We start from the raw sequence: 25,324 nt of genomic DNA, 5'->3' as shown, positions 1-25,324 counted from the left end.
CGTCATGGCCAGTCGCATCGGCCACATCGGCGCCGATAACCGCTGGCGCTTTCAGGTGGCACTGTCCGTTTGCCTGCTGGGTGTGGCGGTGACCTACCTGTTCAACTCGGTGGAACAGGTGGCGCAGCAGTCGGAGCGCCAGGGCGTGCGGATGATGCTGAATCAGTTTCGCAGTGCGCTGGTGGTCAAAGGTGCCGAGATCCTGCTGAGCGACGGCAATTTTGAACAGTGGCGCGGGCTGAATCCGGCGCAACTGCTGGAACAGCCGCCGGCCAACTGGGACGGGCTCTGTAGCGACAGCCAGCCAGCGCCCGGCCGGTGGTGCTTTCAGGCGGACCGGTCGTGGGTGGTTTATCGCCCGCGGACCGATGTTTTTGAGGCTGCGGATGGCAGAGATGACCTGATGGCTGCAGCCGGAGGCCTGATGACATTGCAGGTTGTTCCGGAATACGCCCGCTCCGCCAGGGACGGAAACCGACGGGCGGTGGGGCTGACCTTGATCCATGTTAAATCCGGTCAAAAACCCGGGGATACCCATAGGGACTGACCGGAAAACTGTGACACAATCCACGAATAGGCTTGCCGAAGGAGCTGAAATGACAGAGAAAAGACGCAACCAAGGCTTCACTCTGATTGAGCTGGTGGTGGTGATTGCGATTCTGGCGATCCTGGCCGCCTTTGCCCTGCCGCGCTTTGCGCAGCTTTCGGAGCAGGCGCACCGCGCCAATGTCCGGGCAACGTCTGGCGCATTGGCTGCCAGCGTGGCTCTGGTCAAGGCTCAGTGGGTCACTAACGGGCTTACGGCGGCTGCAGATAATGTGGATGGCTTTGGTGAAGATGACATCGATGTCAGTGAGGATGGCTGGGCTGTGTCCACCGATGGTGCCAATGATCCCAACAACCTGACCGACGCCCGTTGTGTGTCGCTCTGGAACGCGCTGCTTCAGTCCAACGCCCCGGAAGTGGCCACCACCTCCGGTGATGGCGTGGAGTATTTGGCCAGCGCGACCGGGACATCCTGCGACTACACCTATCAGCCGGATGGCCTGACCGGCGGCGATGCCCGCCAGATCAGCTACAACGCGGACACGGGCGAAATAACGACCGCCAATGTCGACTAAAACCCGCTTTAACTGAAACAACCTGTAATCGAACGGAGCAGTAACATGAAAGACATGATTCCGAACCGGAAAGAAAAGGGCTTCACCCTCATTGAGCTGGTGATGGTCATCGTGATCCTCGGCATTCTGGCAGCCTTTGCCCTGCCACGTTTTGCGGATCTTGGTGGAGACGCGGAGGAGGCTGCGCTACGTGGTGCCCAAGGCGCTGTTAAGTCTGCTTCCGGGATAGCGCATTCTGCTTGGCTGGCAAATGGACAGGGCGGAACGGTTACCCTTGAAGGCGCTAACATTACGATGGTCAATGGTTATCCAGCCGCTGACAGTGGTGACGCTACCGGTGGCACTGACGGTGCAGTGGGCATCGTAGAAGCCGCTCAGCTTTCTGCTGACGACTTTACGTTGGACTACACAGCTGATGATAATGAATTGGAAGTGTCTAGCGACAACTGTAGCTTTACCTATACGCAAGCAACTCAAGACGGCAATGGAAATAACGTGCCACCTGTTATTTCAGCTGTGACCTGCCCTTGAGTAGGTAGTCGATGGCGGAACTTCATGCCGGACTGTCATCGGAACGCAGCTTGCGTCGGCCCTCGGGGACCGGCGCGTCTGGCTTCTCGTTGATAGAGCTGGTCATGGTCATCATCCTGATCGGCGTGCTCTCCGCACTCGGGATCGGGCTGTTTGCCAGAAGCTCCGCCTTCTCCCCCTTGCTGGCCACCCAGCAGCTCCAATCCGCCACGCTGCTTGCCCAGCAGGCAGCGTTGGCGGGTAAGAAAAATTCTCGTGTTGAGATTTCGGGCACCACATTTCGAGCCAGATTTGAAGAAGCTGATGGCTCCGTATCTACTCTCCAAAGTTTTTCCCTGGATGGCGAAGATTTCACTACCACTCCATCCAACCAAGATATCTATTTCAATCGACTAGCAGCTTCGATAGATGCTTCAGGGAACTCCCTGGGGGCAACTGCGATAGAAATTACAAAAGATGGTACTAAGTTTATTCTCTGTATAAGCTCTCTGGGCGCTGTCTACCAAGTTGATTTAACAGGGAATTGCAATGGTTGAAAGCCCCCGTTCCGCGCCTCGTGAACGAGGCGCAACTCTGGTAGAGCTTGTGATGACAATCGTCATCATCAGCGTCGCAATCAGTGGTGTTGTCGGTGCTTATTCCCTGATCGTCGGGCGCAGTGCTGACCCCCTAAACCAGACTCGTGCTGTTGCGTTGGCTCAACGCTATATGGATGAAATATTGGCGAAGCCGTTTGATGAAGCGGCAGATCCGGGTGAGGGCTATGGTGGGGGGTGCCGAGTGACAATCGACCCGAGCCGTGATCGTGATGACTACCGGGATGTGGATGACTACGATGCGATCAACAGTGAGGTCCCATCGAGCTATTGGGATACACCTTCAACGCCTCAAGAGGGAGGCTATGAGCTGTTCCGGGTTAGTGTGTCGGTAACATGCGTTAATAATCCAACAAGCGAGTTGGGTGTGGACGTGGAAGTTAAGCGTATCGATATCACCATCACCGATCCCTCTGGGAATAAGTATCTCTTCACTGCTTATCGGGGGAACTTCTGATGAGCAGTCAACGTGGATTCACGCTTGTCGAACTGGTGATGGTTATTGTCCTTCTAGGCATCGTGGCCACCATTTCCGTGCAGTTCGTCGCGCTGTCCACGCAGGGAGCCATCGATGTTGGCGACCGCCAACAAAGGGCTTTACAGGGTGTGGTTGTCAGTGAACAGATTACTCGACAATTAAGAGAGGCGCATCCGCTGTCTATAAGAGTTAGAGCTGACAGTAACCAGCAGTGTATCGAGTGGATTCCGATCCTTGCGGCCACTAGCTACGATAGCCTTCCTTTTTCAGCAGCAGCTAACGAGGGGATAATTACTCCACTCTCAACTGATGTAACCGCACAGATAAAGAGTAGTCCTTCCTCATTCCGCTTGGCCGTATACGGGTACTCAGCAACGAATTTCTTCGACACGAGCGTTGATCCGGCCCCGATTTCCCCTCCGATTTCCGATATACAAGATAACGGCGCTGTAGCTAACGGGAAAGTTATTCTACAGGGGAACCACCGCTTTCAGTCACAGTCACCTACAAAAAGGCTTTATGTGATTCGAGAGCCGGTAAGTATTTGTCAAGATGACAACCGCCTGTATAGATTTGAAGGCTATGGTTTACGTGCTTCCCAGCCCTCATATGGTGACCTCAATGGTTTGGGTGCAGGCATAATCGCTGCAAATCTGAAGCCCGATAGCTTCCGGGTAAAATTCATACCAGCGTCACTGAGACGGTCTGCTATCGTAAATTTCGCGTTTGTTCTGACCTCTCCGAGCGGAGAGGAAACTCGACTTAGTCAGGAGGTACAGATTCGCAATGTACCTTGACAACAAGCTGACCCGACAGGCCGGTGCCGGGCTGCCGGTCGCCCTGTTCCTGATCACGGTTCTGGCCCTGATTGTGGCGGGGATCGCCCAGTTGCAGGAGAGTTCCGGCCGCTCGGTCAGCCTGCAGATCCAGTCCCAGCGGGCCTTCCTTGCCGCTGAAAGCGGCGCCCAGGTGGGGGTTGCCAGGGTTTTGGCCAATCCGGCCACGCCCGCCTGTTTTACCAACAGTATTAGTGTCGGGTTTAGCCAGGCGGGCCTGGCTGGTTGCCGTGCAACCGTTACTTGCGGGACTCCGGGCGGCGGGGTCTATGAGGTGGTCAGTGCCGGGCAGTGTGGCAGCGGCCAGGACCAGGCCGCCCGGACGGTGGAGGTGCGGTTACGATGAAGCGATTCCTGCGTGTGGCCATGGTGTCTTCAGCAATGCTCTTGAGTCTGATCTCCACCAGTGCCTCGGCTCAAGACCCAGTCGCTTTCTGGCAGATGGATGAAGCGCAGTGGTCCGGTGAACCGGGTGAGGTGGAGGACAGTTCCGGCAACGGCAATGACGGCATCGCCCGGACGGCCGGCTACAGTGGCTCCTTGCCCAACACCGTTGACGCCAAGGTCTGTCAGGGCGGGCGCTTCCGGGGTGAGGGATTTCTTGTTCCGGAAGAAAATAATACGTGGTACCAGGCTCGTCACTATGTTGAGGTGCCGGACAGCAATGAGCTTTCGCCTCTGGCCACAACCCGGGAAATGTCGATATCAGGCTGGGTCCGGCTGGATAACCGGAGCGGTACACAGACCTTTGTGCATAAAGGCGCCGGGAGGGAACAGGAGTATAACGTCCGGTTACAGGATGGCCGGCCGGAGCTGACGGTATGGAACGTTTATGGTGGTTCCTCATCCCTGTCCATGAACTATCAGATGACCGAAGGTCGGTGGTATTTCCTCAATGCACAGGCCCTTCGCCATGAAGAGTACCGCTGGATTCTCTGGCCTATATGGGGAGAGTGGGATTATTCGGTTGATTTCCAGTTAACCCTGTTTGATGAAAATGGCAACGTGGTAGCCAGTAACAGTCGCACGGATGAGAGTTCGTTTACCGGCAATTACACGAACAAGGCTTTCAATCAGCCGTTGATTATCGGGGGGACCCGTTGGAATGGGGACCCGACAAACTTTCTCGATGGCACGCTGGACGAGCTCTATATTCACGATGCGAACTTGTCGCGATCGCAGATCCAGGAACTGGCACGTAATACCCGGCCCTGCTTCTCGGAGCCCCTGAATTGTTTCAGTGATGATTACTCCGGCGGAATGCTTTCGGAGGATTGGGTGACGTCCGTTTCCAGAGGGCCGTTTACGCCCCAGATTGTTAACGGCCGCTTGCGTATGACGCAGGACGCAACAAATCAGGCGACGGCTGTGACTTACCAGAGAAAGTTTCCCGGGGCGGACAACCTCATCCGGGTGGAGTTTGATTACTACGCCTATGATGATTCGTCTGGTGCTGACGGTATGGCTGTGGTCTTTTCCGATGCCGCCATCACACCGCAGGCCGGTGGATACGGTGGTTCGCTTGGGTATGCCCAGGAACCTGATGGCTCCGGTGGTTTTGCTGGCGGCTGGCTGGGCATCGGTATTGATGAATACGGCAATTTCTCCAACGACAGCGAAGGCCGAGAGGGGGGCAACAACGGCCGGACGCTGGATTCGGTAGCTGTTCGAGGTGCTGCGCCGGATTATGAGTATATTGGTGACTCGGGAGAACTCACACCCGGGATTGACGCTGTTAACGATAACAATCCCCATCGTTACCGGATCACCATTGACTCAAGAGGCGGCATTACACCGGTACTGACGGTGGAGCGCCAGGTGGCGGGTGCCGGAAGCGGTTTTGAGTTGCTGATTGAGCAGGTCCTGAGTGGCCAGCCGGAAATACCGGAAAATCTGTTTTTCTCACTAACCGGTTCAACGGGTTCATCCACCAACATCCATGAAATGGATAACCTTCAGGTCTGTGCCTATAAAGTTGGCGAGATAGAAGCACTGGTTGATCATTTCGAAATCGAGCACGGAGGCTCGGGGCTTACATGCAGTCCTGCCAGTGTGACTATCCGGGCCTGTGATAATGCCGATTGCAGTCAACTGTTCCCGGGCTCGGTTGAGGTGAACATGACACCAACCGGTTGGGTCGGCGGTGATGCGTTCACCTTCACGGGACAGACATCACACCCTCTGAGGGTCACATCCCCCGGCGACGTCACTCTGGGCGTGCCAGGGTCAACGCCAGGGGCAAGGGCGTTTTCACAAACCCTTTGCGATGATGGCTCCGGGACTCTGTCCGCTGACAATTGCGAGATGACTTTCTACGACTCTGGGTTTGATATAGCCATTCCGGATCATGTGGCCGACACGGAGGTTCAGGCGACGATTGCCGCCGTGCGCAAGAACGAGGTGACCCAGGAGTGCGTGCCGGGCTTTTCCAACGAAACCAGGGCCGTCGCTCTCTGGTCGGAGTATGTGAACCCTAAGCCCGGGACGCTGAACGTATGGGTCGATGGTGATGAGATTCCGACATCACAGGGCGAAACCACCAATCTGACGTTCGATGCAGATGGAGTAGCTACGGAAACGCTCCGCTATCCGGATGCCGGCAAGGTCCGGCTGCACGCTCAATACACCGGAACCGGCGAAGAGGCGGGCCTTGTGATGGAAGGTAATGGCGACTTTGTCGCCCGGCCGGACCATTTCGAACTGATTATCCCCGATAACCCGGCCGCGGAGGCGGTGGGGGATGACAATGATTTTGTGGCTGCCGGGGCGGATTTTGAAATCCGGGTAAAGGCCATCAATGCCAGTGGTGACCTAACACCGAATTTCGGCCAGGAAAGTGCCCCGGAGTCCGTCGTGCTGGCTTCGTCACTGGTCGCCCCTACCGATTCTGATGCCGTATCGCCGGATATAGTGGGTGAATTCGGTGATTTTGCCGAAGACTGCGAGGGCAATTCTGCGACGGCCGGAATCGCCTGTGGTCAGTTCCAGTGGCCGGAAGTGGGAATCATCAGCCTGACGCCTTCACTGGCCAACTCTGCTTATCTGGGGACCTTGGACGTCGTCGGTGATGCTGTTCCCTACGTGGGGCGGTTTATCCCGGACCGGTTTGATGTGGTGGTCACAGAGCCCGGGGAAGTGCAGCCTTATTGTTCGGCTGCTGCTCCATTTGCCTACACTGGCCAGGCACTTGCCTGGGACGACGAGCTGGAACCAAGGCTGAGGGTTGAGGCCCTTAATGTGGCGGGTGCAGTTACCCGGAATTATACGTTCGGGGATTTCCGGAGGTTGGCTGTTTCCGATTTTCTGCGAACCCCCGGGACCGTGGATCAGGTCGCTCAGGATACCAACGGGCAGCCGTTATCGGTTAGTGCGACACTTGACGATGGCTCCTTAACAACGTTGAGCCCCGGGCGCATGCAATACGCTTTTGCCTCGGCCGATGAGATTGCCTATGTCAAATCACCTGTGGCAAGGGTGCCGGCCTTCACCCCCGATTACCGCATTGAACTCTCCGGCCTGACGGACGCCGATGGTGTCAGCTCAACGCAACTGCCTGTGGCCGTAGAGCCCAAGTTTCCCCTGGAGATGCGGTACGGACGGGTGCAAATGGATAATGCGTTTGGTCCGGAAAGCTCCGATTTGATTGTTCCTTTCCGGGCCCAGTACTACACCGCCAATGGTTTTATCACCAATACCGACGACAGTTGCTGGAGCTATGCCACCGGTACGGATGTCGCACTGGATCAGTCCGGGCTCAGTGGCGGTAGCACAGCCGTGGATGGTGCAACCGGTACCTTGAACGCCGGCTTACCTGGCGCCGGAAATGAATTGGTGCTTACGGCACCGGGAGAGCCCAATCAGGGGGATGTGCGGGCGACGTTCACGGTGCCCGATTGGTTGCGGGATGACTTTGATGGTGATGGCAGCCTCGAAGACCCCAGTGGCCTGGCAACCTTCGGGGTCTATCGGGGCAATGACCACATCATCTACTGGCGGGAACTCTGAACTGAGGCCTTGCGGCCTCAGCCCTCATCACTTTCGGGGTGGTCCAGGCCCAGTTCGTTGATCTTGCGGGTCAGGGTGTTTCGGCCCCAACCCAGCAGAATCGAGGCATCCCGACGGCGACCGCCGGTGTGTTTCAGGGCGGTCTCGATCATGATTTTCTCGAATTCGGGCACGGCGATGTCCAGTATGCCTTTCTTGCCCCGTTTCAGTTCCTGATCCGCCCAGTTGCGCAAACCTTCCTGCCAGGTCTGGCCGTAGGCTGTGGTTTCCGTTTCAGCCTGTTGCAGCAGTTCCGGCGGCAGGTCATCGATGTGGATCTCACGGCCACTGGCCATGACGGTCAGCCAACGGCAGGTGTTTTCCAACTGGCGGACGTTACCCGGCCAGGGCAGGGTGGTGAGGTATTCCTCGGCCTCCGGCCGCAGGACTTTGGGTTCCACCGCCAGTTCTTTCGCCGCCCGTTTCAGGAAGTGCTGCATCAGCCGGGCAATGTCTTCCCGGCGTTCCGCCAGTTTGGGCAGGTGGATGCGGATGACGTTCAGACGGTGGAAAAGGTCTTCCCGGAAACTGCCGGCCTGCACCAGTTTTTCCAGATCCTGGTGGGTGGCAGCAATAATACGGACGTCCACTTTGATCGGAGTGGTGCCGCCAACGCGATAGAACTCGCCGTCTGCCAGTACGCGTAGCAGGCGCGTCTGGGTATCGGCGGGCATGTCGCCGATTTCATCCAGGAACAGGGTGCCGCCGTTGGCCTGCTCGAACCGTCCCTGGCGGGCGGCGGCCGCGCCGGTGAAGGCGCCTTTCTCGTGCCCGAAGAGTTCGGATTCAATCAGGTCCTTGGGGATGGCGGCCATATTCAGGGCAATAAACGGATTCCTGGCGCGCGGGCTGTGATTGTGCAGTGCCTGGGCGACCAGTTCCTTACCGGTACCGCTTTCACCGTTGATCAGCACCGTTATGTTGGAGTGTGACAGCCGGCCGATGGCCCGGAATACCTCCTGCATCGCCGGCGCCTCACCAATGATTTCGGCGCTGCGTTGTGGACTTTCGGTATGAGTCTCCCCGGTTGCCCGCTTTTCATGGCTATGGGCCACAGCGCGTTTGACCAGGGCCACCGCGTCATCCACGTCAAAGGGCTTGGGCAGATACTCGAAGGCACCGGTCTGATAGCTGGTCACGGCGCTGTCGAGGTCGGAATGGGCGGTCATGATGATGACCGGCACATCGGGATGCTTTTCGACCACCTGTGACAGCAGGGTAATACCGTCGATTCCGGGCATACGGATGTCAGAGACAATGGCATCGGGCTGTTCGTGGTCCAGCCGCATCAGGATGCCTTCGCCGCTTTCAAAGACACGCGGTTGCATACCGGCCTGGCTCAGGGCGCGCTCCAGCACCCAGCGAATACTTTGGTCGTCGTCAATAATCCAGACGTTTGCCGGTTGGCTCATTTGCTGTCCTCCAGGGGCAGGAAGATGATGAAGTCGGTTCTTCCGGGTTCGCTCTCACATTCCACCAGTCCACGGTGTTGGCCGATGATGCTCTGTGTGATGGAGAGGCCGAGGCCGGTTCCCGATGCTCTGCCGCTGATCATGGGGTAGAAAATATTCTGCAGCAGTTCCGGGGGGATGCCCGGCCCGTTGTCGATGATGTCGATGCGGCAGACCAGGCGGTGCCGGTGGTGGCCGATGGTGAACTGTCTCAGCGCCCGGGTACGGAAGCAGATGGTGGCAGGCTGTGACGCGTCGTTTTCGAAGGCGGCTTCCATGGCATTCCGGGCGATGTTCAGGAAGGCCTGAATCAGTTGTTCTGCGTCTCCTGAGAACTCGGGCAGGCTGGGGTCATAATCACGCTTGAGGTGAATGCTGCCCTTGCTTTCTGCCTCGATCAGGGTGGCGACGCGCTCCAGTACCTGGTGAATGTTCGTGGGTGCCATCTGAAGGGCTTTGTTGGGGCCCAGCATCCGGTCAACCAGCGTCCGCAAGCGGTCGGCTTCGTTGATGATCACCCGGGTGTATTCCCGCTGCCCGGCGTCGTCCAGTTCCCGGTCCAGAAGTTGCGCTGCGCCGCGGATTCCGCCCAGTGGGTTCTTGATCTCGTGGGCCATTCCCCGGACCAGTATGCGAGTGGTCTCCTGCTGGGAGATGATGTCCTCCTCCCGGCTGATGCGCATCAGGCGCTCTCTGGCCTGTATTTCCACCAGCAGTTCGGTAGGCTGGACGCTGATGGGGGTCACTGAGTAGTCCACCAGCAGCCGCGAGCCGGAGGCGAGGAAAAACTCGGCTTCCCGGCGGGTATACGAATGCCCGTTATCGGCAGCCTCGTGAAGGGTTTTCAGAGCTCCCTCAGAGTCGATCAGAACGTCATCAAGCACCTGCCCCTGGCAGCGAGTGAGGCTGGTTTCAAACAGGCTTTCTGCTGCTGGATTGAGATAGCGGATATCCAGGTTATCGCCCAAGACCAGCACACCAGTGGTGAGACTGTCGAGAATACTCTTGTAGCCGTTGTTGGCCAGGGCCGGGGTTTGCAGGGACATGGAGTCGGTCCGTATTGAGCACATGGATACCTCTGCCGGGCTGCAAAAAGCGAACCACATTTGTGGTGGGCGGCGAATTCATGGGCAAAAGACGGGCGACTGCCGTCAAGTGGGGCAGTCAGATGCCATAGGTTGGTGCAGCTGGCCAATCTGCCGCCGCTGCCGGGCATGAAGGATTACCGCGAGATCTCGGGAGTATGTACCACTATGGCGCGCGCGCACAACTATGGTGCGCGCCTATGCACCGTGACTTGCCGGTCAGTCCGACAGGTAGGAGTCAGTTCTGAACGGAGGGACGGTGGATGGTGAAGGTGATGGGCGTTCCGGTTTTCACTTGCACGCCTTCAGGATCGACAATGTGGACGCCAGCGTTGTGGGTGCCGCGGTCAATATTATTAACAGTGACCTGTCCAGAGGTGCTTTGACCAACGGGCTGGCCGTCAAGTGTTACCTCGTACTTATGTCCTTCCCGGAGCCCGGGGCTACTGCTTACTTCAAAGGTCACATTGCCATTGCCGCTATGGAACGCCTGCTGGTCGCTGGGGTAGCTGAACGACAGACTCTGATATACAGAGCCTTCCTTTTCCACTTTCTGACGCAGCTCTTCAGTTTCCTGAACCGTTTCCGGTTTGGGGAGGGTAATGGTCGTAACCGGCTTAACCTTGACTTCTTCACCACCGTCAATGGGTTCATCCGAATAGGTGACGTTACCCTGGGAGTCCACGTAGCGGTAAACCTCTCCGTGAGCCGCTGTAGCCAGTACCAGCAGTCCTGTGGCGAACGCTAGGGGTGCTTTCATGACGATAACCTGTATCTGCAGTCCTTTTCCGGATTATCAGTGCCGTGTGTTGCCATTGCAACGGGTGGGCTCCTGCAACCGGTTACATATCGTTAAGGCGAAAAAAAGCCCCGCACGGGGCGGGGCTGAAAGCTGATGCCTGCGCACCGTAATGGTGCGGCTTATCAGCAGGAGTAGTACATATCGAACTCGACCGGGTGCGTGGTCATGTTCAGACGCTCCACTTCTTCGCGCTTCAGGTCGATATAACCCTGAATCATGTCTTCGGTGAACACGCCGCCACGGGTCAGGAACTCGTGATCCTTCTCCAGGCATTCCAGGGCTTCCTGGAATGTCTCTGCCACGGTCGGGATGTTAAGAGCTTCTTCCTTGGGCAGGTCGTACAGATCCTTGTCCATGGCATCGCCCGGGTGGATCTTGTTCTGGATGCCGTCCATGCCGGCCATAACCAGGGCGGAGAACGCCAGGTACGGGTTGGCGGACGCATCCGGGAAGCGAACTTCGATACGACGTGCTTTCGGGCTGTTCACGTACGGGATACGGATGGAAGCGGAACGGTTACGGGCGGAGTAGGCCAGCATAACCGGTGCTTCGAAGCCTGGAACCAGACGCTTGTAGCTGTTGGTGGAGCTGTTGGTGAAGGCGTTGATGGTCTTGGCATGCTTGATGATGCCGCCAATGTAGTACAGGGCCATCTCGCTCAGACCGGCATAGCCGTCACCTGCGAACAGGTTCTTGCCATCCTTGTTCAGGGACATGTGAACGTGCATGCCGGAACCGTTGTCACCGACAACCGGCTTGGGCATGAAAGTGGCGGTTTTGCCATAGGCATGAGCCACGTTGTGGACGCAGTATTTGAGGATCTGAACTTCGTCCGCCTTGCGGGTCAGTGTGTTGGCGCCAACGCCGATTTCACACTGGCCGGCAGTACCGACTTCGTGGTGATGTACTTCGATTTCCAGGCCCATGGATTCCATGGCGGCACACATGGCGCCACGCAGGTCATGCAGGCTGTCGACCGGCGGAACCGGGAAGTAGCCGCCTTTTACGCCCGGGCGGTGGCCAATGTTGTTGCGGTCGAAGTCTTCACCGGAAACCCAGGCGGCTTCCTCGGAGTGAATTTCATACATCGCGCCTTTCATGTCGACGTTCCATTTGGCGGAATCGAACACGAAGAATTCCGGCTCCGGGCCGAACAGGGCGCCATCGGCAACGCCGGTGGACTTCAGGTATTCCTCGGCACGCTTGGCAACAGAGCGCGGGTCACGCTCGTAACCCTGCATGGTGGAAGGCTCCACGATGTCACAGGTGATGTTGACGGTGGTCTCTTCGGTGAACGGATCCAGAACGGAGGTCTCGTCGTCCGGCATCAGGATCATGTCGGATTCGTTGATGCCTTTCCAGCCGGAGATGGAGGAGCCGTCGAACATCTTGCCGTCGGCAAAGAAATCTTCGTCGACTTCGGTGGCCGGGAGGGTCACGTGCTGTTCTTTACCACGACTGTCGGTGAAGCGCAGGTCAACCCACTTCACTTCGTGTTCTTTAATGAGATCAATCGTTTTGGACATTGTGCATGCTCCGTTTGGTTATTACATGTTCGTTGCGTTGCCTAGTTTCAAGCAAGCGGCTTGCCAGTTTTCTTTTTCTGCGCCAGAAAAGCGCAACTGCAAGGGTTTGGTGCGATTTCCCCGAAAGCCCAGGGTGCTTGCGCGCTATAAATGCACTATTGTTGTGCTCTAAAATGGTGCGCGCATTGAGGTCTCGCATTAAAATTGTGCGCAGCCTTCATCATTCCCTATTAGGCACTATTCTTCATATTAACGCCATGGACTTTCGGATATACTGCGTCCCGCTAAATTCTGCAGGATACCAGTTGTGATTGAAAAGCTTAGAAACGTAGCCATTATCGCCCACGTTGACCACGGCAAGACAACGCTTGTCGACCAGTTGTTGCGTCAGTCAGGCACTCTTGAGCGTAAGGAGCTCGAGAACGAGCGTGTCATGGACTCCAACGACCAGGAAAAAGAACGTGGCATTACCATTCTCGCCAAGAACACGGCTCTGAAATGGCATGACTACAACATCAACATTGTCGATACCCCGGGACACGCCGATTTTGGTGGCGAAGTAGAACGGGTAATGAGTATGGTCGACAGTGTTCTTTTGGTGGTGGACTCGATTGACGGTCCCATGCCGCAGACCCGTTTCGTAACCCAAAAGGCCTTCGATGCCGGCCTGCGACCGATTGTGGTCGTCAACAAGATTGACCGCCCGGGCGCCCGCCCGGACTGGGTGGTGGATCAGGTCTTTGATCTGTTCGACAACCTTGGGGCCACTGAAGAGCAGTTGGACTTCCCGATTGTCTATGCCAGCGCCCTTAACGGGATCGCGGGTGAAGAGCACGAAAACCTCGACGACAACATGGATGCGGTATTCCAGGCAATCGTGGATCACGTGCCGGCGCCCAATGTTGACCCGGACGGGCCCTTCCAGATGCAGATCTCCCAGCTGGACTACAACAGCTTCCTGGGTGTGATCGGTATCGGCCGCATCATGCGTGGCAAGGTGAAAACCAACACGCCGGTGACTGTGATCGGGGCCAGCGGCAAAAAACGCAATGGCCGCGTGCTCAAAATCATGGGGCATTCCGGTTTGCAGCGTGTTGAAGTGGATGATGCCCAGGCTGGCGACATCGTTTGTGTCAGCGGGCTGGATGAGCTGTACATCTCCGACACTCTGTGTGACCAGAATAACGTGGAGGCGCTGCCGGCGCTGACGGTGGATGAGCCCACCGTATCCATGACCTTCCAGGTGAACGATTCGCCGTTTGCCGGTAAGGAAGGCAAGTACATCACCAGCCGTAACATCAAGGAGAGGCTCGAGAAAGAGCTCCTGCATAACGTGGCGTTGCGGGTTGAGGATGGTGAGTCCGCGGACAAGTTCAAGGTGTCCGGTCGCGGCGAGCTGCACCTGTCGGTGCTGATCGAAAACATGCGGCGGGAGAACTTTGAGCTGGCGGTGGGCCGCCCGGAAGTTGTCATCCGTGAGGTGGATGGCGTCAAGCAGGAGCCGTACGAGAACCTGATCGTCGATATTGAAGAGCAGCACCAGGGCCCCGTTATGGAGCAACTGGGGCTGCGCAAAGGCGAGATGAGCAACATGGTTCCGGATGGCAAGGGGCGTATCCGTCTGGATTACGTGATTCCCGCGCGCGGGCTGATCGGTTTCCGGAATGCCTTCCTGACCATGACCTCCGGCAGCGGCATCCTGACATCCACATTCAGCCACTACGGCCCGATCAAGGAAGGTGCCATGAGCACCCGTCAGAATGGCGTGCTGGTCTCCATGGCCAAGGGCACGGCGCTGACCTACTCTCTGGAAACACTCCAGAGTCGCGGCAAGCTGTTCCTGGCGCCCGGTGACGAGGTGTACGAAGGTCAGTTGTGTGGCATTCACAGCCGCGAGAGCGACATTGTTATCAACCCCACCAAGGGTAAAAAGCTTGATAACATGCGCGCCTCCGGCAAGGACGAGGTCATTGCTCTGGTGCCGCCCATCAAGCACACGCTGGAGCAGGCATTGGAGTTCATTGATGATGACGAACTCGTGGAAGTGACGCCGCAATCCATTCGCCTTCGCAAGAAACTTCTCACCGAGAATGAGCGTAAGCGGGCGAAGAAGGCCTGAGCTTGCTGCTGACTGACCGGGCGGTGTTCTCCGCCGCCCGGTGATTTCTGAGCGGCCCCGGAAGTGCTGTTGTGGCGTCCGGGGTGGCTCCTGTTCCCCTGCCTCTAACCTGGGTTAGACTCTTCTGTGTTCCACACAAGGAGTTCCCGATGTTGACGCTCTATCCTGAAATCGAACCCTACGCAACGCACCGACTGGCTGTAGATGCTCCACACGAGCTGTATCTCGAGGAATCCGGTAATCCTGAGGGAATTCCAGTCATCGTTGTCCATGGTGGCCCTGGTGGTGGCTGCGAGGACTCCCATCGGCGTTTTTTTGACGCGGAGCGGTTCCGGATCATCCTGCTGGATCAGCGTGGTGCCGGGCGCTCGACGCCCCTGGCGGAGTTGCAAGGGAATGATACGAACCGCCTGGTTGAGGATCTTGAAACCGTTCGCCGTTTTCTGGGAGTTGATCGCTGGTTGCTGTTCGGCGGTAGCTGGGGGTCTACGCTGAGTCTGGTGTATGCCCAGCGTCACCCGGATCGAGTGCTCGGGCTGGTGCTGCGCGGAATTTTCCTGTGTCGTCCCCGGGACATTCACTGGTTCTATCAGGAGGGAGCCAGTCGTGTCTTTCCTGATTACTGGCAGGACTTCCTGGCCCCAATTCCCGAGTCAGAGCGTGACGACCTGGTCGGTGCCTATTATCGGCGCCTGACCAGTGCCAATGAACTGGAGCAGATACAGGCAGCCAAGGCCTGGTCTGTCTGGGAGGGCCGCTGCGCGACCCTGCATCCCAACCCGTCTGTGGTGGAGCATTTCGGTCATCCCCATGTGGCGATTGCGCTTGCCCGTATCGAGTGCCACTACTTTATGAACCAGGCGTTTCTGGAGCCGGACGAGATTGTGCGTAACGCCAGTCGCCTTAGTGATATACCGGGCGTCATCGTCCATGGCCGGTACGACATGGTTTGCCCCATGGATAATGCGCTGGCGCTCAGCAATGCCTGGCCTGAGGCGGATTTTCAGGTGATCCGGGATGCTGGGCATTCCGCCTCGGAGCCGGCCATCGTGGATGCCCTGATCCGGGGTGTTGAGTCGGTGGTCGCCCGGGCCAATGGTGAAGCCGGGTAGCAGGAGCGCTTTTTCTTGATCTGAGGGGTTGCGGCCTTTCGGCGTGCCCGATACACTCTTCCGCGATTAATTTTTCGCAACCCCGTATGTGAGCGATCAGGCACGGAATGAAAGGACTGATTCAGCGTGTTTCCCAGGCCAGCGTCAAGGTGGATGGCCGACAGATTGCCAGCATTGGTCCGGGGTTGTTGTTGCTGTTGGGCGTTGAAAGGAACGATACGTCAAATGAGGCCAGGGATTTGTGCCAAAAGATTCTTTCCTACCGGGTATTTTCCGATGAGCGGGGCCGTATGAACGTGAATGTTCAGGATGCAGGAGGCTCTCTGCTTGTGGTTCCCCAGTTCACACTTGCCGCTGATACCGCTTCGGGTACCCGCCCTGGTTTTTCCCGGGCAGCCGCACCCGAAATCGCAGAAAAACTGTATCAGGAGTTCCTGGTTGCCGCCCGTGAGCAGTGGTCGGAAGAGTTCGTTGCTGAAGGGGCGTTCGGGGCCGATATGGAAGTGTCGCTGGTCAACGACGGCCCTGTGACCTTCATGCTTGAAGTCGGGGCGTGAAGAAAGTGCGCAAAAAAGTGACACGGATTGCCCTTCTGCTTCATGGAAGTGCGTATAGTGTCGGGGTTGAGGCCCCAGAGCAGGTCGGGGAAGCTGGTCACTCTTTGTTAGTGGGTTGATTTTTAAGTCTTTTATTCTGGTTGGCCCTGAATTTGTTCCATCAGGTGCCTGAAGGGTGACAAGGGTGTCATAAAACTGAAAGGTTTGAGTGGCATAACAGGCAGTCGATCAGATGCGAAAAAGGCTAAAAAATAGCCATTAAAGATTTGCAAAAAAACGGGTAATGTATTAAAACGTTTTCATCACTTTGGGCTTTAAGAAAGCTTTGTAAGTGTTTGAGATCCAAGGTTCGGTGTGTCGCCGGATCGGACAAGAAAAAGAAATGTCGGCCTTGCCCCGGGCAAGTATTGCCGAATCAGGAATCCGGTGGAGTCGGCCTATGTCGGTTCTGCCATGAAAATCGGGGTCTGTACCCGTCGAAAACCTGAGTTAACTCAAAAAGGAAGACGCAACATGAAAAAAACGATTCTTGCTTCTGCAATCGCAGCCGCAACCTTCTCCGGTGCTGCTTTCGGCCAGACTACCATGTCTGCTTCCGAGCTGGCTGCGAAGATGGATTCCCTGCCCGAGGTTTACGGTAACATCCAGTATGCCTTGATTCACGACGCCGTTGACAACGGTCCGTCCGAGTTGGAACACCGTGACAACGGCTCCACCCTGGGCATCAAACACGATCACGAAATCGCGCCCGGCCTGACCGGCTTTTTCAAAGCCGAAATGGAATTCAATGCCGACGACAAAGCAAACAGCACTGGCCTGAGCTCTCTTGATGAAGCTTACATCGGTGTGGAAAGCGACCAGTTCGGTAAGGTCTGGATCGGTTCCGACGACTCCACCTATGAAACCGCTATCGACGAAATCGCCAACTATTACGAAGCCGCTGACCTGAACATCGGTGGTCCTTACGATACCGGCGAAGGCGACCTGATCCAGTACTCCACTCCGAGCTTCGGCGGCTTCAAGCTGCACGGCGCGGTTCAGGTTAATGGTGATCGGGATAACGACAAGAAGTCCTACCCGTACCAGCTGGCCGCGACTTACATGGTTGACGCCCTGGAAGTTGCAGTTGCTATGGACTCCAACGACGGTGGTTCTTCCTACTCCGGCAATGGCGGCAGCATCAACAACGAAAACACCTACGGCCTGCGTACCAGCTACACCATGGGCGACCTGCGTCTGACCGGTCAGTTCCAGACTCGTGACGAGTTCGGCGACACCTGGGGTGCCTTCGCAAGCTACGCCATCGGCCAGAACCAGTTTGCCCTGTCTTACGAGCTGGCTCAGTATGACGACGAAATGGGCGACGATGACCGCAGCACTGTGACTCTGCAGGCTTTGCGTCACCTGTCTGACAACATGTACATCTACGCTGAAGGCTACTTCGGTGGCGGCGACGATGTATATGGTGATAACTTCACCGCAGTTGGTGATGACGATTTCAGCGCCGCTACAGACTACAGCGACGAGCGTACCGTCGCAGCCGTTGGTGCTGTTTACTACTTCTGATCAGCCCATCGGCTAATCAAGTAGATCAGAAAGCCGGTGACTCAGGTCACCGGCTTTTCTGTTTCTGGATACCCTGAAAACCGGAGAACCCCAGATGGCGACGGAACTTGAAATCAAGCTGACGGTCTCTGAGCCTGCCCAGAAGCAGGCGCTTCAATGGTTGCTGGCGCTGCCCGGAGCCCGAGAAGCCGGTCGTAAAACCTTGCTGAACCGATATTACGATACCCCTGAGGCTGCTCTGAATAAGGCCCGTGCCGCCCTGCGAGTGCGACAGGCCGACGACCGGTATATTCAGACCCTGAAAACCCGGGGTGAGTTTGTACACGGTGCCCATAACCGTCAGGAGTGGGAATGGGATCTGGACAGGCCCGAACTCGATCTGTCCCTGCTGGCGCAGACACCGCTGGATGAGCGTATTGATCTTGGTGGCTTGCGGCTGGCTTTTGAAACCGACTTCCAGCGTCAGGTGGTGATGCTTGAATCCGGGGAAAGCCTCATCGAGGTGGCTGTGGATTCCGGGCATGTGGCTGGCGGTGGTCTATCCCGTCCGCTGCATGAAGTGGAGTTTGAGCTTAAATCCGGTGACCCCGGGAGTCTGATGGCCGAAGCGCGCAGGTTGGCTGCTGACGTGCAGGTCTTTCTGAACCTGGTCAGCAAGGCCGAGCAGGGCTATTTTCTGGCGGGTGTCTACCAGCCTGACCTCTCTGTAGAAGAGACGCCTCTGTCGATTACCGGGTTCCTGCACCTGCTCAGTGTGGCCTGGCTAACCGGGGAAGAGCCGGCCCTGAGTGAGGCCGCTCTTCAGCAGGTTGATCGGTCAGTATCACAGGCCGGGCTGGAGAGCATCTGGTTGCCGGCTCGCCAGTTACTGTTGAGCGGGGGGAGTGTTGAGCGTTTGCTGGCGGAAAATCCCCGGTTTGGTGAACTTCAGTTAGCGATCGCCAGCCTCGGCTGAGGCCTTTCGCTTCTCTTCGTTCTGTTTGTGCATGGTGCGCCACTGGGCCAGAAACTCCCGGTAGCGGTCCAGGGCCTCTTCCACGACCGATACTTCCGGCGTTTCTGCCGAACGCACCAGTACAATCAGCCCTTTACCCTCTACCTCTGCGTTGGTATCCGGGTGACACACCACTTCGTTGTTATGGTCAATGTAGGCCAGCGCCGTCCCGATACCATGCCGGACCAGGGCGCTGACAATGTCCGCCCAGATCAGGTCATCCAGTTCCAGATCGTACCGGTGTGGGTGATCCCGCTCATAGTTGAACATGTCCTCGAGGACTTTTTCTGACCCCGGCGCCACCACGGCCCTGACCATAATCTCCGGATAGGTCCGAACCGGCCGGATGATCGTGCGCACGCCAAGCGCCTTGAACCGAGCCCGGTTGTCGTCACTGACGCACTCCACCGTGGTGTGTGATCCCAGATTCGACTCCGTCAATCGGTGGGCGATATCAAAGGTCAGGCTGTCAGAGAAGGTATCGGTTTCATCCGCCGAGAGCACGATAATGTGTTTCGCACTGCCGATGTGAACCGCTCGCAGAGCTGCGGGATCCGTGCCCGAGCCATGAAAATGCACCACACCGCAATCCCTAAGCTCCGCGGGCAGTCCTTCCGGGAACTCCCGTGTCAGCAGCATGATGGGCGTGGTGTGGTACTCGGGGACAGAGCGTATCTGGGAGGCGAAGCGCATGAAATACTGCTCGCCGCCACTGCGTGGTGTGTTGATGATCACAATGTGGTCTTTCATCTTGTAAACCCAGCGTCCGGTCAGGATTCGTTCCCGGCGGTAAAACCGGTACTCGATGTAGTCGCTGACAATGAGTGTCAGCAGGGTGATGGCGGAAACAAACATCAGGGCGATGGTACTTATCCGCCCCAAAGCTGTTGCGGGTGCATAGTCACCGTAGCCGACCGTGACCAGTGTAGTCATGGTCAGCCACACGGCTTCGAAAAAGTTCAGCGGCTCAACGGCCCAGAGGATCAGGATCTGGGCGCATACCAGGCCGCCGAGAATGAGAAAAAGCCGCTTTATCCGATTGCGGATCAATTCCCCCATAGGCAGGTGAGGCTGGGAGTGCTCCGGGTTCAGGGGACGGCGATTTCTCATCATGGAGTGGGGGAGCCTGTTCAGTCCTTGGCGTGTTCGTTATACAGTACCCGAAATATAACAGAGAGACAGGGGTTTGCGTTATGTCTGAGCCTTGGAAGGCGTTACCGGCAGTGCTGGCGGAGGAGGTTTCCGGGGCCTGGTCATCGGTGTTTCCGGACGGAATGCCGGAATGGTTGTTGGCCGGGGATGTGCCCGAACAGGATGTCGCCCGTGCTGTTGCGGTGAGCCCCTTTCTGAGCCAGATGCTGGAGCGGCATCCTGAGCAGATTCAGGCGTCCCTTGAGGTCCGGGGGTTGACCCAGGCCACAAGCCCGGACTGGTTATCCCAGCGATGGGCCGATTTCATGGATGTTGTTGACTGCGAAGCGGACCTGCATCGGGCGCTGCGCCAGTTCCGGCGTGAGAGCCAGTTCCGGATTATCTGGCGAGATCTGCTGGGCTGGGCAGAACTTGAGGAAACCATGGCTGCGGCCAGTGCCCTGGCCGATATCTGCATTGACGGTGCGCTCGACTGGCTTTATGAGCAGGCCTGTGAAGAATTCGGGACGCCCTGGGGCAAGGATGTTATTACCGGTGAGGAAGTGCCCCAGAAAATGGTGGTGCTCGGCATGGGCAAGCTGGGTGGCCGGGAGCTCAATGTATCGTCCGATATTGATCTGATTTTCGGGTTTCCTTCCAAAGGGGAGACGCGCGGTGGGCGCCGCTCCCTCGATAACCAGCAGTTTTTCGTTCGTTTGGGACAACGGCTGATTCAGGCCCTGGACCAGATCACTGCCGACGGCTTTGTGTTCCGGGTCGATATGCGCCTGAGGCCCTACGGCCAGAGCGGGGCACTGGCGCTGAGTTTTGCCGCCCTGGAGGCCTATTACCAGGATCAGGGCCGCGACTGGGAACGTTACGCCATGGTGAAGGCCCGAGTCGTGGCCGGGGACCAGCGTGCCGGTCAGGTGCTGATGGAGACGTTGCGCCCGTTCGTGTATCGCAAGTACATCGATTTCAGCGCGTTTGAATCTTTGCGATCGATGAAGGCGATGATCGGTCGCGAGGTCCGTCGTAAGGGGCTGGAAAACAACATCAAGCTGGGTAGTGGTGGCATCCGCGAGATCGAATTCGTCGTTCAGGCCTTCCAGTTGATACGGGGTGGCCGCGACAGGGAGCTTCAGCAACGGGAGCTGCTGGTGATTCTGCGGGAGCTGGAAGCGCTGGAACTGTTGCCCTCGCAGGTAGTGCGTGAGTTGATTGAGGCATACCGCTTTCTCAGAAACCTTGAGCATGCCCTCCAGGGGATGGACGACAAGCAGACTCAGGTCTTACCGGATGACGAACTGACCCGAGCCCGGGTGACCCGGATCATGGGCTTTGATGACTGGGCGGGCCTGGAGGCGGTCTTGCAGGGGCATCGTGACCGTGTCGCCAGCCATTTCGCCAACATCATTGCCAGTGACGACGACGAAAACGAAGCCGAGTCCGAGATCGACGACGGCTGTGTTGAGCTGTGGTTGGCTGAGATGGATGACAGCACCGCGCTGGCCTGGTTGTCGGACAAAGGCTTTGAAGACCCGGAAAACAGCCTCAAACGGCTGACCGATCTGCGCGACAGCCGGACGGTCCAGACCCTTCAGACCCAGGGCCGCCGGCGGCTGAACCAGTTCATGCCACAACTGCTCAATGCGCTGCTGGACGTGGAGAACAGCTCCGAAACCCTGGACCGCGTGTTGCAACTGGTGGAAGCAATCCTGCGCCGGACCGCTTATATCGTTCTTCTGATGGAAAACCCGGGCGCACTGACCCAACTGGTTCGGTTGTGCAGTGAGAGCCCCTGGATTGCCAGTCTGCTGGCGGATACACCACTGCTGCTGGATGAGTTGCTGAACGCCGAGAGTCTGTACACGCCGCCGGCCAAGGAAGAACTCCAGGATGACCTGCGTCAGCAGATGCTGCGGATTCCGTTCGAGGACCTTGAGGAGCAGATGGAGTCGCTGCGCTACTTCAAAAAGGCCCATGTGCTGCGTGTTGCCGCTTCGGAGCTGCGCGGCACCCTGCCATTGATGAAGGTCAGCGATTACCTGACATGGATCGCTGAGGTGGTGCTCGACCATGTTGTGGACGTAGCCTTCGCGAACCTGGTCAGCCGTCACGGCCACCCGAAACGGGCGGATGGCTCAGCCTGCGATACCGACTTTGCCATCATCGGTTATGGCAAGTTGGGTGGCATCGAGTTGGGCTATACGTCGGACCTGGATCTGGTTTTTGTCCACCAGGCGGACCCGCAACTGAGCACTGACGGCGACAAACCCATCGACAATGCCGTGTTCTATACCCGTCTCGGTCAGCGTATTGTCCATATCCTCAGTACCCAGACACCCTCCGGGCAACTCTATGAAGTCGACATGCGTCTTCGTCCCTCGGGCAATTCCGGTCTCCTGGTCAGCACCCTGCAGGCTTTTGAGAAATACCAGCAAAGCGACGCCTGGACCTGGGAGCATCAGGCCCTGGCTCGGGCAAGGGGTGTGGCCGGTTGTCGTGACACTCTGGAAGCCTTCGAATCCATTCGTCACCGGATACTGTGCCAGTCCCGTGACAGAGCCTCGCTCCGGGATGAGGTCGTCAGCATGCGCGAACGAATGCGGGCCAATCTTGGGACTCCCGGAAGCAAACAATCCGAAACCTTCCACATCAAGCACGATGCCGGAGGCATGGTTGATATCGAATTCATGGTCCAGTACCTGATGCTCGCCTGGTGCTCTGATCACCCAGAGCTCACCCAGTACAGTGACAACATCCGCCAGCTCGAAGAACTTGGGCGAGCAGGGATCCTGCCGGTTGAAGATACGGAGCAGCTACGAGAGACCTTTATTACCCTGCGTTCCACCATTCACCGCCGGGCATTGCAGAACCTGAACAGTCAGGTGGCCGGTGACGCCTTCCGGGAGGAGAGAGAATTTATCCATGCCATGTGGAAAAAAGTCATGATTGAGGGATAGGGCAAATTCAATTCCGGCGGCTTTTCCTGCTAGAATCGAGGGTCCTCAAAACGCTTATTCAGGAGCAAGAACGATGTCGATGGCTGATCGCGATGGCCTTATCTGGCTGGATGGTGAAATGGTTCCCTGGCGGGATGCCAAAACCCACGTGCTGACCCACACCCTGCATTACGGCCTTGGCTGCTTTGAAGGTGTGCGTGCGTACGAAACCGCGAACGGCCCGGCGATTTTCCGTCTCAAAGAGCATACTGATCGCCTGTTCCGCTCCGCCCATATCCTGAATATGAAAATGCCGTTCAGCAAAGAGGAGCTCAATGAGGCTCAGCGTGCGGCCGTGCGCGAGAATAACCTGGACGAAGCCTACCTGCGCCCGATGGTTTTTCTCGGTTCTGAAGGCATGGGTCTGCGTGCAGACAACCTGAAAGTCCACGTTATGGTTGCGGCCTGGAGTTGGCCGTCCTATATGTCGCCGGAGGCGAAGGAACTCGGCATCAAGGTTCGCACGTCTTCCTACACCCGCCATCATGTGAACATCACCATGTGCAAGGCGAAGGCTAACGGCAACTATATCAACTCCATGCTCGCTCTGAACGAAGCCATTACCGGCGGCGCGGAGGAAGCCCTGTTGCTGGACAACGAGGGCTACGTGGCGGAAGGCTCCGGTGAGAACATCTTTATCGTTCGTGACGGTGTACTGCACACACCGGAACTGACATCCTGCCTGGAAGGCATCACCCGCGCGACCATCCTCGACTTTGCCCGCGATATGGGGCTGCAAGTGAAAGAGCGCCGCATCACCCGTGACGAAGTCTACGTGGCGGAAGAGGCGTTCTTCACCGGCACGGCTGCTGAAGTGCTGCCAATCCGGGAACTGGATGGCCGCCAGATCGGCGAAGGCAAGCGTGGCCCGGTTACCGAGCAAATGCAGGCCAAGTACTTTGCTGCGGTGAAAGGTGAATTGCCAGAGCATAAGGACTGGCTGACGGTTGTCAGCGGGTAATGCCAAGCCCCCCTTATTGGGGGGCTTATTTTATTGCCAACAGCGTATTATCTTTTTCTCTTGAAGTTTCTAGCTGCGCCCGCCAGATGTGTGTAACGATCCCGCCTAACATCAGCCCAAAAATGTATTGGCCGGTAGAATAGAACATGAAAGACTCAAAGGTGTTGACCACTAGCCAAAAAGCTATGAAAGCCAGGTAAAAGACGAGAATGTCTCCTGGCAAATGGCCGTGTTTCCATGCTTTTATCCCGGAAACTGTGGTCCAGATAAGAATGGTCAGGAATAGGCCAAGCCCCAGCAGCCCGAAATTGACCAGTATATCCATATAGGAGCTGTGTAGGTGGCCAGTTCGGCTCTGAATCCAGGAAGGAAGTTGCTCTGAATGGTCCAAGACCAGTTTTCGTCCATTCCCTCCCCAGCCAATGATTGGGCGCTCTTTAATCCATGGTAAGGCTGCACTCCAACTGGCAATGCGGTAGTTAATGCTGGAGCTTTTGCCGTCATAGGGCTCGTCGGATAATAGCTTATCGATAATGTTTGATTCGGCATTAATACGGGCCTCAACAATGTCATTCAACGACATAACAGCTAGGCTTGCCACTCCAATAGCGACTACCAGAGCTCCTGTCAGCCGCCTTTTTTCGGCGCTTGAAGGTGATATACGAACCATCCATACGATGAAGGCTGCAGCGAATACGGCGGCTGCAGCGAGGCAGCCAAGCCACACTCCACGGGTTTGCGTTATGACGGTTGCCGCTCCATATATCGTCAGGCCTGTTGCCCAAAGCACGATCCGCAGGGTGTGGGCTTTACCCGGTTTGAGGAATCTATGGCTGAACGCGATCATTCCCATAAACGCAATAGCATAAAGCAGGGCTGTATGTTGGGCGTTGAGCATGCCGAAATCGATGCGCTGTCCCTTGAACCCGCTTATCCACTCCCCTATACCGTTCCCGGTGACCCAGGGAACGAATAGCAGAGACAGGGCAAAGGTACCCCAAAGTATTAATGTTCGGCGGGTACTCCCTCCCAGAAGCCAGGCCACAGCAATAAACTGGAGCCATATGGTGAGACGATGCACCTTGGGTGAGTTTTCTGCCCACTCAGGGTGGTGGGCGTGTGCCAACATCCAGGAGAGCAGGGCGATGGCGATAGCTGCAACAAACATCCACATCGGAGGCGACACCCGGAGTTGGTGCCCCATCCAGAAAAAGCCTCCAAAACCCAGTAATAGCAGGAGTGAGGATATATAACTCTCTGCGGGCTCTATAAGGAGGCTGACTGCGGTATAAGCCAGAAGCACCAGAAAACCAGCTCCAAAGAGCCATCTTTGGTAATTAATGTTGCCTGGGGCGGCCTCTTTGGGCAGAAGCTCGTTCTTAGATTGGATTGCCAAGGTGCTTTTGTCT

At 57.0% G+C, this 25,324-nt stretch carries 21 protein-coding genes; 15 read left to right on the top strand and 6 right to left on the bottom strand.

Going from position 1 to position 25,324, the window contains the following annotated elements; genetic code table 11:
- The first annotated feature begins 4 nt into the window (after nucleotides 1–4).
- From HNR38_RS13705 to HNR38_RS13670, 8 genes are all read left to right on the top strand, one after another.
- Complete coding sequence (locus HNR38_RS13705) at nucleotides 5–547, top strand: hypothetical protein (RefSeq protein ID WP_183705244.1); 543 nt, start codon at nucleotides 5–7, stop codon at nucleotides 545–547.
- 49 nt (nucleotides 548–596) lie between these two features.
- Nucleotides 597–1,121 carry a prepilin-type N-terminal cleavage/methylation domain-containing protein gene (locus tag HNR38_RS13700; RefSeq protein WP_183705242.1) on the top strand — a complete coding sequence of 175 codons (525 nt, stop codon included), beginning with the start codon at nucleotides 597–599 and terminating at the stop codon, nucleotides 1,119–1,121.
- 45 nt (nucleotides 1,122–1,166) lie between these two features.
- Nucleotides 1,167–1,652 carry a type II secretion system protein gene (locus HNR38_RS13695; protein ID WP_281380420.1) on the top strand — a complete coding sequence of 162 codons (486 nt, stop codon included), beginning with the start codon at nucleotides 1,167–1,169 and terminating at the stop codon, nucleotides 1,650–1,652.
- Between the two features lie 104 nt (nucleotides 1,653–1,756).
- Nucleotides 1,757–2,188, top strand: a complete 432-nt coding sequence (locus tag HNR38_RS13690; RefSeq protein ID WP_246362723.1) for a type II secretion system protein — start codon at nucleotides 1,757–1,759, stop codon at nucleotides 2,186–2,188.
- Nucleotides 2,181–2,705, top strand: a complete 525-nt coding sequence (locus HNR38_RS13685) for a type IV pilus modification PilV family protein (RefSeq protein WP_183705238.1) — start codon at nucleotides 2,181–2,183, stop codon at nucleotides 2,703–2,705. Before HNR38_RS13690 ends, HNR38_RS13685 begins: the two co-directional genes overlap by 8 nt.
- The gene (locus HNR38_RS13680; protein ID WP_183705236.1) at nucleotides 2,705–3,523 is read left to right on the top strand and encodes a type II secretion system protein; all 819 of its coding nucleotides are present in this window, start codon (nucleotides 2,705–2,707) and stop codon (nucleotides 3,521–3,523) included. Before HNR38_RS13685 ends, HNR38_RS13680 begins: the two co-directional genes overlap by 1 nt.
- Nucleotides 3,513–3,908, top strand: a complete 396-nt coding sequence (locus HNR38_RS13675) for a pilus assembly PilX family protein (protein WP_183705234.1) — start codon at nucleotides 3,513–3,515, stop codon at nucleotides 3,906–3,908. The genes HNR38_RS13680 and HNR38_RS13675 overlap by 11 nt, the downstream gene beginning before the upstream one ends.
- A complete protein-coding gene (locus HNR38_RS13670; protein WP_183705232.1) occupies nucleotides 3,905–7,567 on the top strand; it encodes a DUF6701 domain-containing protein in 3,663 nt (1,220 codons plus the stop codon). The genes HNR38_RS13675 and HNR38_RS13670 overlap by 4 nt, the downstream gene beginning before the upstream one ends.
- 17 nt (nucleotides 7,568–7,584) lie before the next feature.
- Here the strand turns inward: HNR38_RS13670 and ntrC are convergent, their stop codons facing one another.
- The 4 genes from ntrC to glnA form a co-directional block, all read right to left on the bottom strand.
- Nucleotides 7,585–9,018 (bottom strand): nitrogen regulation protein NR(I), encoded by a 1,434-nt coding sequence (gene ntrC, locus HNR38_RS13665; RefSeq protein WP_183705231.1) that lies wholly within the window; start codon nucleotides 9,016–9,018, stop codon nucleotides 7,585–7,587.
- Complete coding sequence (gene glnL / locus HNR38_RS13660) at nucleotides 9,015–10,103, bottom strand: nitrogen regulation protein NR(II) (protein WP_183705229.1); 1,089 nt, start codon at nucleotides 10,101–10,103, stop codon at nucleotides 9,015–9,017. Before glnL ends, ntrC begins: the two co-directional genes overlap by 4 nt.
- A 277-nt stretch (nucleotides 10,104–10,380) precedes the next feature.
- The gene (locus HNR38_RS13655; protein WP_183705227.1) at nucleotides 10,381–10,902 is read right to left on the bottom strand and encodes a DUF4124 domain-containing protein; all 522 of its coding nucleotides are present in this window, start codon (nucleotides 10,900–10,902) and stop codon (nucleotides 10,381–10,383) included.
- 164 nt (nucleotides 10,903–11,066) lie between these two features.
- On the bottom strand, nucleotides 11,067–12,470 hold the full coding sequence (gene glnA, locus HNR38_RS13650; protein WP_183705225.1) for a glutamate--ammonia ligase: 1,404 nt from the start codon (nucleotides 12,468–12,470) through the stop codon (nucleotides 11,067–11,069).
- A gap of 307 nt (nucleotides 12,471–12,777) precedes the next feature.
- Between glnA and typA the strand changes: the two genes are divergently transcribed.
- The 5 genes from typA (at nucleotide 12,778) to HNR38_RS13625 (ending at nucleotide 18,779) form a co-directional block, all read left to right on the top strand.
- Nucleotides 12,778–14,589, top strand: coding sequence for a translational GTPase TypA (gene typA, locus HNR38_RS13645; RefSeq protein WP_183705223.1), 1,812 nt, complete (start codon nucleotides 12,778–12,780; stop codon nucleotides 14,587–14,589).
- 149 nt (nucleotides 14,590–14,738) lie between these two features.
- Complete coding sequence (gene pip, locus HNR38_RS13640; RefSeq protein WP_183705221.1) at nucleotides 14,739–15,701, top strand: prolyl aminopeptidase; 963 nt, start codon at nucleotides 14,739–14,741, stop codon at nucleotides 15,699–15,701.
- A gap of 107 nt (nucleotides 15,702–15,808) precedes the next feature.
- Nucleotides 15,809–16,258 carry a D-aminoacyl-tRNA deacylase gene (gene dtd / locus HNR38_RS13635; RefSeq protein WP_183705219.1) on the top strand — a complete coding sequence of 150 codons (450 nt, stop codon included), beginning with the start codon at nucleotides 15,809–15,811 and terminating at the stop codon, nucleotides 16,256–16,258.
- Between the two features lie 513 nt (nucleotides 16,259–16,771).
- Entirely contained in the window at nucleotides 16,772–17,824 is a 1,053-nt protein-coding gene (locus HNR38_RS13630) for a porin (RefSeq protein WP_183705217.1), read from the top strand.
- A 94-nt stretch (nucleotides 17,825–17,918) separates the two neighbouring features.
- The gene (locus HNR38_RS13625; RefSeq protein ID WP_183705215.1) at nucleotides 17,919–18,779 is read left to right on the top strand and encodes a CYTH domain-containing protein; all 861 of its coding nucleotides are present in this window, start codon (nucleotides 17,919–17,921) and stop codon (nucleotides 18,777–18,779) included.
- Here HNR38_RS13625 and HNR38_RS13620 read toward each other — a convergent pair.
- Entirely contained in the window at nucleotides 18,756–19,931 is a 1,176-nt protein-coding gene (locus tag HNR38_RS13620; protein WP_183705212.1) for an ion channel, read from the bottom strand. The two genes, HNR38_RS13625 and HNR38_RS13620, sit on opposite strands and share 24 nt — an antisense overlap.
- 80 nt (nucleotides 19,932–20,011) lie before the next feature.
- Between HNR38_RS13620 and glnE the strand changes: the two genes are divergently transcribed.
- Nucleotides 20,012–22,915 carry a bifunctional [glutamate--ammonia ligase]-adenylyl-L-tyrosine phosphorylase/[glutamate--ammonia-ligase] adenylyltransferase gene (gene glnE, locus HNR38_RS13615; RefSeq protein ID WP_183705210.1) on the top strand — a complete coding sequence of 968 codons (2,904 nt, stop codon included), beginning with the start codon at nucleotides 20,012–20,014 and terminating at the stop codon, nucleotides 22,913–22,915.
- Nucleotides 22,916–22,988: 73 nt separating this feature from the next.
- Nucleotides 22,989–23,915, top strand: coding sequence for a branched-chain amino acid transaminase (locus HNR38_RS13610; protein ID WP_183705208.1), 927 nt, complete (start codon nucleotides 22,989–22,991; stop codon nucleotides 23,913–23,915).
- 25 nt (nucleotides 23,916–23,940) lie between these two features.
- On the opposite strand, the gene HNR38_RS13605 is transcribed toward HNR38_RS13610, so the two are convergent.
- Nucleotides 23,941–25,311 carry an O-antigen ligase family protein gene (locus tag HNR38_RS13605; protein WP_183705206.1) on the bottom strand — a complete coding sequence of 457 codons (1,371 nt, stop codon included), beginning with the start codon at nucleotides 25,309–25,311 and terminating at the stop codon, nucleotides 23,941–23,943.
- Between the last annotated feature and the right edge of the window lie 13 nt (nucleotides 25,312–25,324).

Origin of the sequence: Marinobacter oulmenensis, assembly GCF_014201735.1 — a bacterium.
In the GTDB taxonomy this organism is placed as follows: domain Bacteria; phylum Pseudomonadota; class Gammaproteobacteria; order Pseudomonadales; family Oleiphilaceae; genus Marinobacter; species Marinobacter oulmenensis.
The sequence above is the reverse complement of the archived record's forward strand: the minus strand, read 5'-3'. Positions and strand labels throughout refer to the sequence as shown.

Bases quoted from the DNA above. Each gene is read 5' to 3' on its own strand.
- HNR38_RS13705 (WP_183705244.1), top strand. From the start codon at position 5: ATGGCCAGTCGCATCGGCCACATCGGCGCCGATAACCGCTGGCGCTTT.
- HNR38_RS13700 (WP_183705242.1), top strand. From the start codon at position 597: ATGACAGAGAAAAGACGCAACCAAGGCTTCACTCTGATTGAGCTGGTG.
- HNR38_RS13695 (WP_281380420.1), top strand. From the start codon at position 1,167: ATGAAAGACATGATTCCGAACCGGAAAGAAAAGGGCTTCACCCTCATT.
- HNR38_RS13690 (WP_246362723.1), top strand. From the start codon at position 1,757: ATGGTCATCATCCTGATCGGCGTGCTCTCCGCACTCGGGATCGGGCTG.
- HNR38_RS13685 (WP_183705238.1), top strand. From the start codon at position 2,181: ATGGTTGAAAGCCCCCGTTCCGCGCCTCGTGAACGAGGCGCAACTCTG.
- HNR38_RS13680 (WP_183705236.1), top strand. From the start codon at position 2,705: ATGAGCAGTCAACGTGGATTCACGCTTGTCGAACTGGTGATGGTTATT.
- HNR38_RS13675 (WP_183705234.1), top strand. From the start codon at position 3,513: ATGTACCTTGACAACAAGCTGACCCGACAGGCCGGTGCCGGGCTGCCG.
- HNR38_RS13670 (WP_183705232.1), top strand. From the start codon at position 3,905: ATGAAGCGATTCCTGCGTGTGGCCATGGTGTCTTCAGCAATGCTCTTG.
- ntrC (WP_183705231.1), bottom strand. From the start codon at position 9,018: ATGAGCCAACCGGCAAACGTCTGGATTATTGACGACGACCAAAGTATT.
- glnL (WP_183705229.1), bottom strand. From the start codon at position 10,103: ATGTCCCTGCAAACCCCGGCCCTGGCCAACAACGGCTACAAGAGTATT.
- HNR38_RS13655 (WP_183705227.1), bottom strand. From the start codon at position 10,902: ATGAAAGCACCCCTAGCGTTCGCCACAGGACTGCTGGTACTGGCTACA.
- glnA (WP_183705225.1), bottom strand. From the start codon at position 12,470: ATGTCCAAAACGATTGATCTCATTAAAGAACACGAAGTGAAGTGGGTT.
- pip (WP_183705221.1), top strand. From the start codon at position 14,739: ATGTTGACGCTCTATCCTGAAATCGAACCCTACGCAACGCACCGACTG.
- dtd (WP_183705219.1), top strand. From the start codon at position 15,809: ATGAAAGGACTGATTCAGCGTGTTTCCCAGGCCAGCGTCAAGGTGGAT.
- HNR38_RS13630 (WP_183705217.1), top strand. From the start codon at position 16,772: ATGAAAAAAACGATTCTTGCTTCTGCAATCGCAGCCGCAACCTTCTCC.
- HNR38_RS13625 (WP_183705215.1), top strand. From the start codon at position 17,919: ATGGCGACGGAACTTGAAATCAAGCTGACGGTCTCTGAGCCTGCCCAG.
- HNR38_RS13620 (WP_183705212.1), bottom strand. From the start codon at position 19,931: ATGATGAGAAATCGCCGTCCCCTGAACCCGGAGCACTCCCAGCCTCAC.
- glnE (WP_183705210.1), top strand. From the start codon at position 20,012: ATGTCTGAGCCTTGGAAGGCGTTACCGGCAGTGCTGGCGGAGGAGGTT.
- HNR38_RS13610 (WP_183705208.1), top strand. From the start codon at position 22,989: ATGTCGATGGCTGATCGCGATGGCCTTATCTGGCTGGATGGTGAAATG.